The organism is Aliihoeflea sp. PC F10.4 (genome assembly GCF_054612275.1).
In genome coordinates, this window is the sequence record NZ_JBTSWH010000001.1 from 3,469,373 (window position 1) to 3,484,323 (window position 14,951).

Consider the following 14,951-nt stretch of genomic DNA (forward strand, 5'->3'; position numbering starts at 1 on the left):
GATGGATGCAGGGACGGATCGTCAAACGCGCGATTATCGGGCTTGCGATCATTCTCGCGGTCGCCACCGTGCTTATCGCAGCGCTGCCCTGGATCGCATCCACGCAGATCGTGCGCGACCGCATCGCCTACGAATTGTCGGCGTGGAGCGGCTATCGCGTCCAGCTCGGCCAGGCGCCGCGCATCGACGTGTGGCCGACGTTCTCCGCCCATCTTTCGAATGTCGCGCTCTACGAATGGGGCAGCCATGACGGCCAGCCCGTTCTCGAGGCCGAGCGCGTCGACATCGACATGTCCGCCCTTGCCGCCATTCGCGGCGATGTCGTCTTTTCGCGCATCGCGCTTGAACATCCGCTTTTGCGGCTGACACAGCCGACGCCCTTCTTCGATCTGCCACCGCTTCCGGGCGGGGGGCGGATGAGCCGCGCAATCGCGGCGGCCGGCGGAGCGTTGTCGCAAAGCCCATCCAACCCTGACCTTGGACAATTGCCGGACGATCCCTTCGGGCAGGTGACGTTCAATGACGGCCGTATCGCCGTCGTCAACGACGGGGCCGACGAGATCATCCTTTCCGGCCTGACGGGCCAGATCGGCTGGCCGGCGCTTGACCGGCCCGCGACATTAGTGGCGAACGGGGTCTGGCGCAGCGAAGCGATCCGGGTCGAAGCGTCGAGCGCCGGGCCGCTGCTTCTTCTGGCCGGCGGCACGTCGCCGATGCGCGTAGCGCTCGACGCCGCGCCGGCAAAGTTCAATTTCGAGGGCACCGCCAACCTCTCCGCAGATGCCTATTTCGATGGCGAGGCAAGCTTCGAGACCCCGTCGCTGCGCCGGACGCTCGAATGGCTGCGCGCCGACATTGCAGCAGGTCACACCATCGGCGCGGCAAAGCTTTCGGGCGATGTGAGAGGCGGCGCGCAGGGCCTGCACGTCGAAAACGCAGCGCTCGATCTGGCCGGCAGTCTTGGCACCGGGGTCCTCGAAATGTCGACGAATGGCGCGACACCGTCGGTGAGCGGGTCGATCGCCTTCGAACAGCTCAATCTGGGCACCTTTCTCGCACCCTTTACCCCGCAGATGCGCCAGGCGGGAGCAACCGGCGACCTGATCGACCAACAGGCGGCCGGGCAACTCAATCTCGACCTGCGGCTTTCGGCGAGCCGTGCGATGCTGGGCGATCTGCCGCTCAACGGCGTCGCCGCCACGGCGCAGCTCAAGGACGGCACGGCCGCGTTCGACATATCCGATGCGTCGGCATTCGGAGGCACGATTCAGGCCGGCATCCGTATCGATCCGACGGGCCCGGAAAACGCGGTCGAGCTGCGCTTTCTGGCAAGCGAGGTCGATGTCGGCGCAATGGCGCTGCAAACGGGTGCGAAGCGCTTCATCCCGCAAACGCGCGGCAACATGTCGGCCATCCTGCGCGGGCGCGGCAATGACTGGAATTCCGTTATTTCGAGTTCGGAAGGCACGCTTACTGCGAATTTCGGAGCCGGAGACATCGTCGGCATCGACCCCGCCGCCTTCATGCGACAAACGGACGAAGGTGCCTTCTTTCCCTTGTCGACCGTAGCCGAAGGTTCGCTGCCGATCCGCGCGCTGCAATTTTCGGCGACCGTCGGGCGCGGCCTTGCCCGCGTCGACACGGCGACCGTGCAACTCGACGGCCGCCGCCTGTCGCTCAACGGCGTCGTGCCGCTGGCCGGCCGCGCGCTCGCCCTGTCGGGCAACATCGTCGCGGTCGACGGTCAGGGGCAGGCGACGGGCGATCCCACGTCGTTTTTCGTCGGCGGTGGGTGGGACGAGCCGTTCGTGTCGCCTGTCGTCGCGCCCGAAGCGACCGAGGAGCAGGAAACCGGCGACGAAGCGGAAGCTGAACCGCAGCCAGAAACGCAGGAACCGTCGCCTGAAAACTGATCAGCCCTGCGCGGCTGCCTGCTCGTCACGACGGCGCTGCACGTCGCGCTGCTTGTTGATCAGCGAAGCAACGATCACACCCATCGCAACGACGCCGATCAGGATCGTCGAAACGGCGTTGATCTCGGGCGTCACGCCAAGTCGAACCTGACTGTAGATGCGCATCGGCAGCGTCGTCGCACCCGGCCCGGAGGTGAAGCTTGCAATAACGAGATCGTCGAGCGACAGCGTGAAGGCGAGCATCCAGCCAGCCACGATCGCCGGCAGGATCACGGGCAGCGTCACCGAAAAGAAGGTGCGGGCCGGCGTCGCGCCAAGGTCCATGGCCGCTTCCTCCAGCGAGCGATCGAAGGCCAGAAGGCGCGACTGGACGACGACCGCGACGAAGCACATCGAAAAGGTGATGTGGGCGAGCGTGATCGTCATGAAGCCGCGATCGAGGCCGATGGCGACGAACAGCAGCAGGAGCGACAGGCCAGTAATGACTTCCGGCATGACGAGCGGCGCGAAGACCATGCCGGTAAACAGGATGCGCCCTCGAAACCGCGTGTAACGCGTGAGCGCCATCGCGGCCATCGTGCCAAGAACCGTCGCGATCGTAGCCGAAGTGAAGGCGACACGCAGCGTCACCCAGGCCGCATCGAGCAATTGCTGGTTGCTCAAAAGCGAGACGTACCAGCGGGTCGAAAATCCGCCCCAGACCGTGACAAGCCGCGACGCGTTGAAGGAATAGATCACGAGGATCAGGATCGGGATGTAGAGAAACGCGAACCCGAAGACGAGCGAGACGACGTTGAAGCGCGACAGCCGTTCCATCAACGCCCCCGTTCCTGCGCGCGCGCCTGCGCCTGTTGGAAGAACATGATCGGTACGACGAGGACGAGCAGAAGCACGATGGCGACGGCGGAGGCGACCGGCCAGTCGCGGTTGGCGAAGAACTCGTTCCAGAGCGTGCGGCCGATCATCAGCGTTTGGGAGCCGCCGAGGAGGTCGGGAATGACGAACTCGCCGACGGCCGGAATGAAGACGAGCATGCAGCCGGCAATGATGCCCGGAACCGAGAGAGGCACCGTGATTTTCCAGAAGGCGCTGGCGGCGGTGCAGCCGAGATCCTGCGCGGCCTCGATCAACGAGAAATCCATCTTTTCCAGCGTTGCATAAAGCGGCAGGACCATGAACGGCAGGTAGGAATAGACGATGCCGATATAGATCGCGGTGTCAGTGCCCATGATGACCAGCGGGCGATCGACGATACCGAGCGAAAGAAGCAACTGGTTGAGAAGTCCCTCGGTACGCAAAATGCCGATCCACGCATAGACGCGAATCAGGAAGCTCGTCCAGAACGGCAGGATGACCAGCATCAGAAGGACGGCGCGCAGCGAAGATGGCGCGCGCGCCATGGCGTAGGCCATCGGATAGCCGATCAGAAGCGTCAGGAACGTGGAAATCGCCGCCAGCCTGACCGAGTTGAGATAGGCGTTGATGTAAAGCGGATCGTCCCACAGCCAGAGATAGTTTTCATGGGTGAATTCGCGCGCGCCCTCCACCAGCGCCGTCCAGCCTTCGGCAAGATCGAAGACGGGCGTATAGGGAGGCATCGCGATCGCGGTCGTCGACAGGGAAATCTTGAAGACGATCAGAAACGGCACGAGGAAGAAGACCAGCAGCCACAGATAGGGCGCGATGATCGTCAGGCGGGCTGCAATCGCTGCGGCGAGGCGGTTCATCAGCGTCTACCGCGTCAGGACGACGCCGGCGTCGGCCGGAAAGGCGAGCCAGGCACGGTCGTTCCAGGTCAGCGGGTCGTCCATCGTGCGCATCGCGTTGAGCTGGCTGGAGCGCACGATCTGACCGTCAGGCAGCTTGACGTTGTAGATCGTCATGTCGCCGAGATAACCGATGTCCCACACTTCGCCCTCGACGGCATTGACCGCCGTCTCGGGACGCTTCGACGAAATCCGAATCTTTTCCGGACGCACCGCATACCAGACCGTCGCACCGTCCTGCGCACTCGCGCTTTCGTCGGCGTGGATGTCGAACCCGCCGGATGTCGCGATCTTCACGCGACCGGAATCATGGCCGGCGACCTTGCCTTCGAACAGGTTCACCGAACCGACGAAATCGGCGATGAAACGCGATGCCGGCGCTTCGTAGATTTCGGCGGGCGTTGCGACCTGCATCACCTCGCCCTTGTCCATGATGGCGATGCGGTCAGCCATCGTCATCGCTTCTTCCTGATCGTGGGTGACGACCATGAAGGTGAGGCCCAGTTCCTGCTGCAGATCCATCAGTTCGAACTGCGTTTCCTCGCGCAGCTTCTTGTCGAGCGCGCCGAGCGGCTCGTCGAGAAGCAGAACCTTCGGCCGCTTGGCGACCGAGCGCGCAAGCGCGACACGCTGGCGCTGGCCGCCCGATAATTGATGCGGCTTGCGTTTGGCGAACTGCTCCAGCTTGACGAGCTTGAGCATGTCGGCCACGCGCTTTTCGATGTCGGCCCTCGGCATGCCGTCCTGCTTCAGGCCGAAGGCGATGTTCTTTTCGACCGTCATATGCGGAAACAGCGCATAGGACTGGAACATCATGTTCACCGGCCGGCGATAGGGCGGTATGCTGGCAAGGTCCTGCCCGTCGAGCAGAATGCGGCCGGACGTCGGGTTTTCGAAACCGGCCAGCATGCGCAGGAGCGTTGACTTGCCGCAGCCGGACGCGCCCAGAAGCGCGAAGAACTCGCGCTCATAGACGCTCAGCGAAAGATTATCGACGGCCGTAAAATCGCCGAACGACTTCGTGACGTTCTCGAACGCGATGAAGGGTTTGGCCTCCGGATCCGTCCAGGGTGCGAAGCTGCGCCGGATGCTGCCGAGCGATTTCATGCCGTTTTCCTGAATTGCATGAAGGAAAAGGCCCGGTTTCCCGAGCCTCTTGTTGTTTACTGACCGGTGACGATACGCGTCCAGCTGCGCGTAACGAGACGCTGGAAGCGCGGCTCGTACGGCATGACGGTGAACATCTTCTCCAGCGTCGCATCGTCTGGATAGATGGCCGTGTCTTCCAGAATTTCAGGCTCGATGAACTCTTCGGAAGCCTTGTTGCCATTGGCGAAATAGACGTAGTTCGTCGCCTTCGCGATGACTTCGGGTTCCATGATGAAGTTCAGGAACTCGTGAGCTTCCTCGACATTTCGCGCATCGGCCGGGATCGCCATCTGGTCGAACCAGAGTTGCGTGCCCTCCTGCGGGATCGAATAGGACACTTCGACATTGTTGCCCGCTTCCGCAGCGCGGTCGGCGGCCTGGAAGACATCGCCCGACCAGCCGATCGCAAAGCAGATGTCGCCATTGGCGAGCGCGTTGATGTATTCCGACGAGTGGAAGCGGCGGATGGAGGGTCGCACCGCCATCATGACTTCCTCCGCGGCGGCAAGATCGTCCGTGTCGGTGGAGTTCGGGTCCTTGCCGAGATAATGCAGAACGACGGGCAGGATGTCGGTCGCGCTGTCGAGGAAATAGACGCCGCAATCGGCAAGTTTGGCGAGTTGCTCGGGGTCGAAAGCGATGTCCCAGCTATCGATCTCGGATGTTCCGAGGCGCTCCTCGACCATCGCCGAATTGTAGCCGATGCCAACCGTGCCCCACATGTAGTTGATCGAATAGGCGTTTTCGGGATCGTATTTCGCCGTCTCGCCCTCGATGAAGTCCCACATGTTCTCAAGATTCGGAAGCTTCGACTTGTCGAGTTCCTGGAACACGCCCGCCTGGATCTGACGCGACAGGAAAAGACCCGTCGGCACAACGACATCGTAGCCCGAGGAACCAGCCAGAAGACGCGTCTCGAGGATTTCATTGGAATCGAACACGTCGTAGACGACGCGTATACCGGTCTGCTGCGTGAATTCCTGCAACAGCGAGTCGTCAATATAGTCGGACCAGTTGTAGACGTTGACGACGCGATCCTGCGCGCCGGCACCGCCGGCAATCGCGATACCCACGGCAGACACGGCCGCACCGATAAGCGCGTTGCGTGACTTCATTCGACTTCTCCTCTGTCGGTTTCTTGCGGCTTTCAGGAGCCGGATTGACGGTCAAGCTATTGTTCATTTTGCAGCGCGGCAAGCCGAAAGCGCTCAAAGATAGGTGGTACGCTCCAGCGGCGTGATCTCGGCCCAGAACGCGATGATCTCGGCCCGTTTCAGATCGCGATAGACCTTGGCGAGCAACGGTCCGAGCGCACGGTCGGCAAAGCTGCTCTTTTCCATCAGGAGAAGCGCGTCGTCCATGTCGTCGGGCAGCATCAGCGCGTCCTCGTCGTCATAGGCGTTGCCCTCGACAGGAGGAGGCGGAACGGCATTTCCCTCGATGCCCTCGACCATGCCCTGAATGATCGCCGACAGGACCAGGTAGGGGTTGGCGTCCGCGCCGGCGATCCGGTGCTCGACACGGCGGTTTTGCTCGTTGGAGACGGGAATGCGCAGCGCGACCGAGCGGTTGTTATACGCCCACACTGCGCGCGTCGGGGCGTAGGAGCCCGGCGTAATACGTCGAAAACCGTTCCAGGTGTTGATGAAGAGAAGCAGCGATTCCGGCATCGTCTTGAGCAAGCCGGCAACAGCCGATTTCAGACGCTTTTCTCCGCCCTCGCCACCGAAGATGTTGCGATCGTCACCATCGAGCATCGATGCGTGAACGTGCATGCCGTTGCCGGCATATTCCAGGAACGGCTTGGCCATGAAGGTCGCCGTCAGGCCATGCGCCCGCGCGCAACCAAGTACGATCCGGCGCAGCATGATGACATCGTCGGCTGCCTTCAGCGGGTCCGCCCTGTGCTTGAGGTTCACCTCGAACTGGCCGGGTGCCGCCTCCTTGATGATCGTATCGATCGGCAACCCTTGAGCGTCTGCCGCATCGCGGATCATGTCGAAAAGATCGGCGTGCTCGGCCAGATCGTCGAGGCCGTACATGCGCAGTCGATCCGGGCCGGCAGTCGCGCCGACCGGGCCGGGCATGCCATCGTCCCAGTCCGTATTCGGGTCGAGGAGGTAGAATTCGAGTTCGAAGGCGACGACCGGGAAGAAGCCCTTTTCGTTCACCTCGGCAATCTTCTTCTTCAACACCTGACGCGGGTCGGCCATGAAAGGCTCACCCTCCGGCGTGAAGGTCTGGAGCAGAACCTGCGCCGTTTTGCGCTTGGCCCATGGCACGATGGAAAGCGTCTCGCGCGTTGCGCGGCAATAGCCGTCCTTGTCGCCCGTTTCGATATGCAGGCCGGTCGCCTCGACCTCGCGCCCCCACACGTCAAGGCCGTGAAGCGACATGGGAAAGTTGATGCCTTCCTCGAACGCCTTCTTCAGCGCATCGCCCGGCGCCCATTTCCCGCGCATGACGCCGTTGGGGTCGACGAGCAGAAACTCGACGGCCTCGATATCGGGATGTTCTTCGATGAAGGCGCGATATTCGCGCTCGTGATCCGGCGAGACGAATTTCGACCCATCCGCATCCGGTGGCGGTGGTGCCGCCAGAACTTCAATATTGGTTTCGCTGTTGTTCTGGAGGACGCCCGTTGCCGTGGGATGCAAGATAAACCTGTTCGATTGTTGCGGATTGTTACAAGGTGCCTTTCGGCAAGACGCGAGTCAATGTCCAGTTCGGGGTCAGTTCGGTTGCGGCAGCCCCGTCACGCCGGGCTTTGCCGGCCGGCGCTGACGGCGAAACTCAAGCGCGATATGAACGAGCAGCGCGGCAAAGACGATCGAGCCGCCGACGATTGTCCGCGTCGAGGGAAGTTCGGCATGGATGAGCCAGACCCAGACCGGGCCGAGCATCATCTCGAACGTACCGAGTAGAGCGGCGAACGCAGCCGGGATCAGGCGTGCGCCGCTGGCAAAACAGGCCAGTCCGAGACCCAGATTGATCGCGCCGAAGGCAAAGAGAAACCCCATATCCGGGGCGGTGACGGCAAGGCTGCCAGCCTGCGTCAATGCGAAGGATGCGGCGATGAGCGTGCCGAGGCATGTCGCCGGGGTCATGCGTACATGCGAGAAGCGCCGCGTGATCAGCGTCGCACAGGCGAAAACCAGTGCGATCAGCACTGCCAGCCCGTCGCCGATGGGCGAGACTTGACCGGTCAGCGATTCCGACACCATCACGCCAACACCAAAAATGACGGCCACGATTGCAGCCCATGTCGCAGGTGCGACACGTTCGCGAAACAGAACCCACGACATCAAGGCCGCGATGAGGGGAACGCCTGCCTGCATCAAGAGCACGTTCGCGACCGTCGTATGGGAAAGCGCGACGACGAACGAAGTCGAGGCCGTGGCGAAGCAGAGCGCGACAGCGACGCCGGGCAATCCCATCCGCCGGAATAGCTGCTTCGTTCCCTTAATGCCGTCTCGCCAGATCATGAAGCCGAGGAGGAACGCCGCAGCCCAGAGCGAGCGCCAGAAAACGATCGTCCACGAATCCGGCGTCTCGATAAAGCGCGCGATCGCGCCGCCGAAGCTCCAGAACAAGGCCGACAGAAAGACGAGCGCAAGCCCGACCCGTTCCTCGTTTTGAGGCACGGCAGGCGTGGCAGCGACAGGCATCGTCTCGGACATGTCGAAGGTTCCATCAAGCGCCACACCGACGCCCGAAATCTCTATGGGCCGCCCGTGGAGATGGCGTGATCCAGAAGGTTCGTCTAATTGGCTCACCCATGCTTCTCAATTCGCGACCTTTCCTGTTCGGTTTGCTGATGGTTCCGTCGCTGGCGATGCTGGCCCCGCTGGCATTGGGAGCGCCCTGGCGCGTGCCGATCCGTCCGACCGGCGAGGCGGCTGCGGTGCTGCTTATCCTCGCGCTCGCGATCACACCGCTGCATACCCTTTTCGGCCCGTCACGCTGGACGCTATGGCTTACCCGCCAGCGCCGCGCCATTGGGCTTGCCGCCTTCGCCTATGCCGCCATCCATATGGTCGTCTTCTCGCTTTCGATCGGCAATCTGGCGGATATCATCGCGGGAATGGGATGGGCTTCGATGTGGACGGGGTGGCTCGCTTTTGCCGCGTTGGCCGTTCTGGCGATCATTTCCAGCGATGCCGCGATGCGGCGTCTTGGGCGTAACTGGAAGCGCATCCAGCGCCTCGCCTATCCCGCTGCGATCCTGACGCTGGCGCACTGGCTTTTGCTGACGCGCGACTGGAGCGAAGCCTTGTTGTGGTTCGCACCGCTCATCCTCTTGCAAATCGCCCGCCAAGCCGCAACCTTGCGGCGCAGAAACGGGAGAATGCGATGAAGGCAGGCTGGTACGAGAAAAACGGCAAGGCGCGCGACGTACTGAATTTCGGCGAGATGGCGACACCGAAGGCCGGTCCCGGCGAGGTTCTGGTTCGGTTGAAGACCTCGGGCGTCAACCCGTCCGATGTCAAGAGCCGCATGGGCCGCCCGTTGATCGCGCCGCGCATCGTGCCGCATTCGGACGGTGCGGGCATCGTCGAGGCCGTCGGCGAAGGCGTCGACGCCGCGCGGATCGGCGAGCGCGTCTTTGTCTGGAACGGCCAGTGGAAACGCGCTTCCGGAACGGCGGCCGAATTCATCGCATTGCCAGCGGCGCAGGCCGTGCGTCTTCCCGATGCAGTCGATTTCGAAGCAGGCGCGTGCCTCGGCATTCCCGCACTCACAGCGCTTCATGCGGTAAAACTAAACGGCGATATCGCCGGCAAAACCCTGCTTGTCACCGGTGCCGCAGCATCGGTCGGCCACTATGCCGTGCAGATGGCAAAGATGGCCGGCGCACGGGTTATCGGCACGGCGTCACCAGCGCGGCGCGACCACGCGCTCGATGCCGGCTGCGACGAGGTGATCGACTATCGCGGCGAGAATGTCGCCGACCGTGTGAAGGAATTGACGGACGACAAGGGCGCGGACGGCATCATCGACATGGATCTTTCGTCCACCGCGGCACTCCTTCCGGATGGCGTTCTTGCGCCTCACGGCAGACTGGTGTGCTACGGCTCGAACGTGCCGGGCGACGTGCCAATATCCTTTCCCGCGATGCTGTGGGGCAGCCTGACGCTGCAGGTCTTCGTCGTCTACGAACTGACCGCCGAACAACGTGCGATCCGGCTCAGAGAACTCTGCGAACTGCTCGATGCCGGCAAGCTTCGCCATACGATCGGCGCGGCCTACCCGCTCGACGAGATCGTCGCTGCTCACGAGGCGGAGGAAAGCGGCAAGGTCGTTGGGAATGTGGTGTTGCGGATCGACTGATTATTGAAAATCGAATGCGCTTAAACCCGTCACCATTTCATCAAGGCCAAGCGGACGCGTCACGGGTGGTTCGGCGCGGGCGAGGCAGCCGATCCGCTCGCACAGCCGGCAGGCCGGCCCGACCGGAACCGAACCGAAACCCGGCTTTGCAGCCACTCCCGCCGGCAATGCGCCGGAATAGACGAGTTCGTCCCTGAAGCCGATGTCGCAGCCAACCAGGATTGCGGTGCGGCGCGGGCGCTCGGTGAACGAGCCTTGCGGCCCTTCCAGTGTCCGGCTGATCGTCAAATATTCCGCGCCGTCCGGCATCTCGACCGCCTCGACGAAAATCTGCCCCGGCTGACCGAACGCGGCATGGACGGCGAGCTTGGGACACGCGCCGCCGAAGCGCGCCTGCGGAAACCCTTGCGCACCCGCCCGGCGAAAGCGGTTTCCGGCCTGATCGAGTTCGAGCATGAAGAACGGGATGCCCGGCAGCGTGGTGCGGCCGAGCATCGTCAGTCGGTTCGCCGCCTGCTCAAATGAAACGCCAAAGCGCGAGCGCAGGACATCGATGTCGTAGCGCGCCCGTAAAGCGGCGGAATGAAACGCCTGGTACGGCATCATCAGCGCGTGGGCGGCGTAGCGGGCGAGTTCGAAGCGAGCGAGACGGCGCGCCTCGTCGCTTGACAGTTTCAGCGCCTGCACCTCAGCGGCAATGACGACGTTCATGCGCACGAGGCAGGCTTCCATCGCCACCTCGCGCAACTGGTCGAAAGGCGACAGGCGCTCGGAAATGAACAGGCGCTGCGAATGGCGATCGAAACGCCGCCGCCAGTTCGGCATGGTGGCAACGGGCAGCACCTTGACGACGATGCCGTGCTCGCGCCGCAGCCACTCCTTCAATGCCGGCATCAGTTCGTCGCCGCCGAGCAGCTTGTTGAACGCTTCGGCCTCCTCCTCGATCTTCGCGAAATGGTTCGCTCGGCGCTCCATAACCTCACGCACCTCGTCGACCGGCAGACGCGCGGCGGTGATCGTCGCACGCCCTTCCCGGTTCAGAAGATCGGAAAGGTCGGTCAGGCGTTCGGCCTGTTCGCGATAGGCGCGGTAGAGTTTGACGACGGCCGCCGCCGCGTTGGGTGCGCCCTCGGCAAGCTCGATCAGTTCCTGATCGCCCGGCAATTCGCCGGCGAGCAGCGGATCGGCGAAGACCTCCTTCAGCGCAGTGACCGCTCCCGCCCCCTCGCCCTGCAACTCGTCCGGCTCGATCTTGAAGACGCCAGCCAGCTTGAGGATGAGCTGGACCGTCAGCGGACGCTGATTGCGCTCGATCAAATTGAGATAGGACGGCGAGATGCCGAGCGCCTCGGCCATCGCCGTCTGTGTCAGGCCCTTGCCGTTGCGAATGCGCCGGATACGAGGTCCCGCAAAGATTTTCTGCTCAGCCATTTACAACGCCTTTACAAGCCGGCGACTTGACAGTTTTTACAAATTTACATGCGGCATCGGTCAAAGACAATACAGCGTGACCCGTTTCAAATACCGATTTTGCGCAATTCTCTCCGTTAATTTTGCAATGCAATGTAAATCCGTCATGAACCGTCCGTATCGAAACCGGGCATCGGATTTATCGACTGGAGAACAGAATGACCGATTTTTACAACCTCGTTCCATCCGCACCGGAAGGCCGTTACGACGGCATCGAACGGCCTTACACCACCGAGGACGTGAAGCGGCTGCGCGGCTCGGTCCAGATTCGCCACACGCTTGCCGAAAACGGCGCGAACCGTCTGTGGAAGCTCATTCGTGAGGAAGATTTCGTCAACGCGCTTGGCGCGCTTTCCGGCAACCAGGCCATGCAGATGGTCCGCGCCGGGTTGAAGGCGATCTACCTCTCCGGCTGGCAGGTTGCCGCAGACGCCAACACCGCGTCGGCCATGTACCCCGACCAGTCGCTTTATCCGGCCAACGCCGCGCCGGAACTTGCCAAGCGTATCAACAGGACGCTCCAGCGCGCCGACCAGATCGAAACGTCGGAGGGCAACGGCCTTTCGGTCGACACCTGGTTCGCGCCGATCGTCGCCGATGCCGAAGCCGGTTTCGGCGGCCCGCTCAACGCGTTCGAGATCATGAAGGCGTTCATCGAGGCCGGCGTTGCAGGCGTTCATTTCGAGGACCAGCTCGCCTCGGAGAAGAAGTGCGGGCATCTGGGCGGCAAGGTCCTGATCCCCACCGCCGCGCATATTCGCAACCTCAACGCCGCGCGCCTTGCCGCCGACGTGATGGGCGTGCCGACGCTGGTCGTCGCGCGCACCGACGCCGAGGCCGCCAAGCTCTTGACCTCCGACATCGACGAGCGCGACGCGCCCTTCGTCGACAAGGATAAGGGCCGCACGGTCGAGGGCTTCTACAACGTCAAAAACGGCATCGAGCCGTGCATCGCACGCGCAATCGCCTATGCCCCGCATTGCGACCTGATCTGGATGGAAACCGGCAAGCCGGACCTCGAACAGGCACGCAAGTTCGCCGAAGCGGTGCACAAGGCGCATCCCGGCAAGATGCTCGCCTATAATTGCTCGCCGTCCTTCAACTGGAAGAAAAATCTCGACGACGCGACGATCGCGAAGTTCCAGCGGGAACTCGGCGCGATGGGTTACAAGTTCCAGTTTATCACGCTCGCCGGCTTCCACCAGCTCAACTACGGCATGTTCGAATTGGCGCGCGGCTACAAGGACCGCCAGATGGCGGCCTATTCGGAGCTTCAGGAGGCCGAGTTCGCGGCCGAGGCTAACGGCTACACCGCGACGAAGCACCAGCGCGAAGTCGGCACCGGCTATTTCGATGCGGTGTCGATGGCGATCACCGGCGGCCAGTCGTCCACGACCGCCATGCACGAATCCACCGAACACGAACAGTTCCGCCCGGCGGCTGAGTGAACCGACGCGCAACCCTTCGAGAAGGAGCAACGACAATGGCATCCATCACACGTGTCAAGGAACGGGCCGAAGAACAGTCTTCCTCCATGAATGGCGACCAGCAGGCCGCGATCCGCATGCTCGCCAACGATCTGCACCGCCTCAACCAGTCGGTCATGAAGGCCGTCGAAGCCGGCGTCTCGGTCGAATTGGTGCGCTCCGCACGCCATCATGGCGGCGAGGGTAACTGGGGCGATTTGCTGACCCCCGTCATCGTGACGCAGGCACGCAACGCAGCCTGACAAAACCGGCTCAACGCGACAAAGGGGCGGCACAAATGTGCCGCCTAGCGTTCGGACGTCGCAGTGGCAATGGTGGCTCAGACTGCTTCATTCATTGCTGTTACTGCCGCGATTTCCCAGTCCGGTCACGTATCAGTACGCTCATTGCGATCATCCCGATTGCCGCGAAGGGAGCACACGACGCGAAAACCCATCGGGCAACCTTCGCGGCATCTGTGGTCGTCGCCATGGTCAGAAAGCCCGAGGCGTTCGCCACGATTCCGACATAGGCCGCACCGAGAGCGTAGCCGAGCCTCTGTATCGTGGGAATCGCGCCTGAAACTCGCTGGACATCGCCTGTATCGACGAGCGCAACCGTTCGCCTGAGAATAAATGTCCACGCCATACCGAAGCCGCCGCCCTCCAGAGCCGCGAATATGGCAATCAGCCAGACAGGCCCGTTAGGCACCACGTAGAGAAAGCCGAGGATGCTAAGGGTGACAACCGTCATGCCGAGGGCAATCATCAGCCGATCGAAACGCTCAGGCAATCCGCTGACCAGAACGGCCATGACCGTCCAGCCGATGGACGAACAAGCAACGATGTAACCGGCAGTCAACGCAGATATGCCGTGGATAGCCGTGACCAGCAGGGGGCCAAACGCTGTGATTGCGATGGTTGCCATCGACATGGACAGGATCATGAGCAGCGCGGCACCGCCCGGTCGCCACGGATCGAACGGGCGACGCGGAAGAAGCCTTGTGTCGCCCGCGCGCTCATCCAGCCATAGAAAGGTGACCAGGCAGACCAGACCGGCGGCAACTGATGGGACCGTTCGCGCGATCGAGACCTCTACGCCGCCGAAGGCGACCAGAACGACGGCAAGACACAACAGGGACAAACGCCTGACAGGGAATGCGGCAGCGTCGGCCGTGGATCGTGTCGTGCCCGCGTCGCTTCGCAAGACGATCCAGAAGGCGAGTGCGAATGCCTGGCAGGCAAAGAAGGCGAAGCCCCAACGCCAAGTCGCATATTCCACGAAGAAGCCGCCGACCAGCGGCCCGGCGAAAGCCGAAACGCCCCAAAGGGTCGAAGCAGCCGCCATCGCGCGCGCGATATAACGGCGCGGGAAGATCAGGCCGACCGCGACGAAGCCCATCGCCACCAGCCCGCCGCCGCCGAGTCCCTGCAGGGCGCGTCCCGTCAGAAGCAACGGCATGGTCGGGCTGACGGCGCTGAGAATACAGCCGAACCCGAACAGGGTAGCGGCCATGCTCATCGGCGCGCGCAGGCCGAAGCGCATGGTCAGCAATGCGCTGGCCGCCCCCGCGACGATCGACCCGATCTCGTAAAGCGAGACGGACCAGCCCACCAAAGCGGCCCCGCCGATCTCGTCGACGATAGAGGGGAGCATGGTGGCAACGATCAGACTATCGGCCGCGTGCAGCCAGACGGCCAGGCAGACCAGGGACAGCGATGCCGCATAAGGGCTTCCAAGAAACTCCCTCCATGACACGAATGTCTCCGCGTCTTTCTCTGTTTCTGCCCCAGTGTCTGCCATGCCCGCCTCCTCTTGACGGTTGTGCTGTTACGCCCTCAACATTGGTTGAGGTC

At 62.6% G+C, this 14,951-nt stretch carries 13 protein-coding genes; 5 read left to right on the forward strand and 8 right to left on the reverse strand.

Features of this window, described 5'->3' with window-relative positions:
* The first annotated feature begins 5 nt into the window (after positions 1–5).
* Entirely contained in the window at positions 6–1,913 is a 1,908-nt protein-coding gene (locus ACX82Z_RS17435) for an AsmA family protein (protein WP_459590269.1), read from the forward strand.
* Here ACX82Z_RS17435 and ACX82Z_RS17440 read toward each other — a convergent pair whose 3' ends face one another.
* From ACX82Z_RS17440 to ACX82Z_RS17465, 6 genes are all read right to left on the reverse strand, one after another.
* The gene (locus ACX82Z_RS17440) at positions 1,914–2,729 is read right to left on the reverse strand and encodes an ABC transporter permease (RefSeq protein ID WP_459590270.1); all 816 of its coding nucleotides are present in this window, start codon (positions 2,727–2,729) and stop codon (positions 1,914–1,916) included.
* Entirely contained in the window at positions 2,729–3,640 is a 912-nt protein-coding gene (locus ACX82Z_RS17445) for an ABC transporter permease subunit (RefSeq protein WP_459590271.1), read from the reverse strand. The genes ACX82Z_RS17440 and ACX82Z_RS17445 overlap by 1 nt, the downstream gene beginning before the upstream one ends.
* 6 nt (positions 3,641–3,646) lie before the next feature.
* Entirely contained in the window at positions 3,647–4,786 is a 1,140-nt protein-coding gene (locus ACX82Z_RS17450; RefSeq protein ID WP_459590272.1) for an ABC transporter ATP-binding protein, read from the reverse strand.
* 56 nt (positions 4,787–4,842) lie between these two features.
* Positions 4,843–5,943 carry a polyamine ABC transporter substrate-binding protein gene (locus ACX82Z_RS17455; protein ID WP_459590273.1) on the reverse strand — a complete coding sequence of 367 codons (1,101 nt, stop codon included), beginning with the start codon at positions 5,941–5,943 and terminating at the stop codon, positions 4,843–4,845.
* Positions 5,944–6,036: 93 nt separating this feature from the next.
* The gene (locus tag ACX82Z_RS17460; RefSeq protein WP_459590274.1) at positions 6,037–7,485 is read right to left on the reverse strand and encodes a glutamine synthetase family protein; all 1,449 of its coding nucleotides are present in this window, start codon (positions 7,483–7,485) and stop codon (positions 6,037–6,039) included.
* Positions 7,486–7,560: 75 nt separating this feature from the next.
* Positions 7,561–8,508 carry a DMT family transporter gene (locus ACX82Z_RS17465; RefSeq protein ID WP_459590275.1) on the reverse strand — a complete coding sequence of 316 codons (948 nt, stop codon included), beginning with the start codon at positions 8,506–8,508 and terminating at the stop codon, positions 7,561–7,563.
* 65 nt (positions 8,509–8,573) lie between these two features.
* Here ACX82Z_RS17465 and ACX82Z_RS17470 point away from each other — a divergent pair, with 65 nt between their 5' ends.
* Positions 8,574–9,185, forward strand: a complete 612-nt coding sequence (locus ACX82Z_RS17470; protein ID WP_459590276.1) for a ferric reductase-like transmembrane domain-containing protein — start codon at positions 8,574–8,576, stop codon at positions 9,183–9,185.
* Positions 9,182–10,159 (forward strand): NADPH:quinone reductase, encoded by a 978-nt coding sequence (locus ACX82Z_RS17475; protein ID WP_459590277.1) that lies wholly within the window; start codon positions 9,182–9,184, stop codon positions 10,157–10,159. Before ACX82Z_RS17470 ends, ACX82Z_RS17475 begins: the two co-directional genes overlap by 4 nt.
* On the opposite strand, the gene ACX82Z_RS17480 is transcribed toward ACX82Z_RS17475, so the two are convergent.
* Positions 10,160–11,590 (reverse strand): helix-turn-helix domain-containing protein, encoded by a 1,431-nt coding sequence (locus tag ACX82Z_RS17480; protein WP_459590278.1) that lies wholly within the window; start codon positions 11,588–11,590, stop codon positions 10,160–10,162. It abuts the gene before it with no gap.
* A gap of 197 nt (positions 11,591–11,787) precedes the next feature.
* On the opposite strand from ACX82Z_RS17480, the gene aceA reads away from it, so the two are divergent.
* Entirely contained in the window at positions 11,788–13,077 is a 1,290-nt protein-coding gene (gene aceA, locus ACX82Z_RS17485) for an isocitrate lyase (protein WP_459590279.1), read from the forward strand.
* A gap of 35 nt (positions 13,078–13,112) precedes the next feature.
* Positions 13,113–13,358, forward strand: a complete 246-nt coding sequence (locus ACX82Z_RS17490; protein WP_459590280.1) for an SMc00767 family acetate metabolism repressor — start codon at positions 13,113–13,115, stop codon at positions 13,356–13,358.
* Between the two features lie 100 nt (positions 13,359–13,458).
* On the opposite strand, the gene ACX82Z_RS17495 is transcribed toward ACX82Z_RS17490, so the two are convergent.
* A complete protein-coding gene (locus ACX82Z_RS17495) occupies positions 13,459–14,898 on the reverse strand; it encodes an MFS transporter (RefSeq protein ID WP_459590281.1) in 1,440 nt (479 codons plus the stop codon).
* Positions 14,899–14,951 lie beyond the last annotated feature (53 nt).

Coding starts and splice junctions, on each gene's coding strand:
- ACX82Z_RS17435 (WP_459590269.1), top strand. CDS start 6: ATGCAGGGACGGATCGTCAAACGCGCGATTATCGGGCTTGCGATCATT.
- ACX82Z_RS17440 (WP_459590270.1), bottom strand. CDS start 2,729: ATGGAACGGCTGTCGCGCTTCAACGTCGTCTCGCTCGTCTTCGGGTTC.
- ACX82Z_RS17445 (WP_459590271.1), bottom strand. CDS start 3,640: ATGAACCGCCTCGCCGCAGCGATTGCAGCCCGCCTGACGATCATCGCG.
- ACX82Z_RS17450 (WP_459590272.1), bottom strand. CDS start 4,786: ATGAAATCGCTCGGCAGCATCCGGCGCAGCTTCGCACCCTGGACGGAT.
- ACX82Z_RS17455 (WP_459590273.1), bottom strand. CDS start 5,943: ATGAAGTCACGCAACGCGCTTATCGGTGCGGCCGTGTCTGCCGTGGGT.
- ACX82Z_RS17465 (WP_459590275.1), bottom strand. CDS start 8,508: ATGTCCGAGACGATGCCTGTCGCTGCCACGCCTGCCGTGCCTCAAAAC.
- ACX82Z_RS17475 (WP_459590277.1), top strand. CDS start 9,182: ATGAAGGCAGGCTGGTACGAGAAAAACGGCAAGGCGCGCGACGTACTG.
- ACX82Z_RS17480 (WP_459590278.1), bottom strand. CDS start 11,590: ATGGCTGAGCAGAAAATCTTTGCGGGACCTCGTATCCGGCGCATTCGC.
- aceA (WP_459590279.1), top strand. CDS start 11,788: ATGACCGATTTTTACAACCTCGTTCCATCCGCACCGGAAGGCCGTTAC.
- ACX82Z_RS17490 (WP_459590280.1), top strand. CDS start 13,113: ATGGCATCCATCACACGTGTCAAGGAACGGGCCGAAGAACAGTCTTCC.
- ACX82Z_RS17495 (WP_459590281.1), bottom strand. CDS start 14,898: ATGGCAGACACTGGGGCAGAAACAGAGAAAGACGCGGAGACATTCGTG.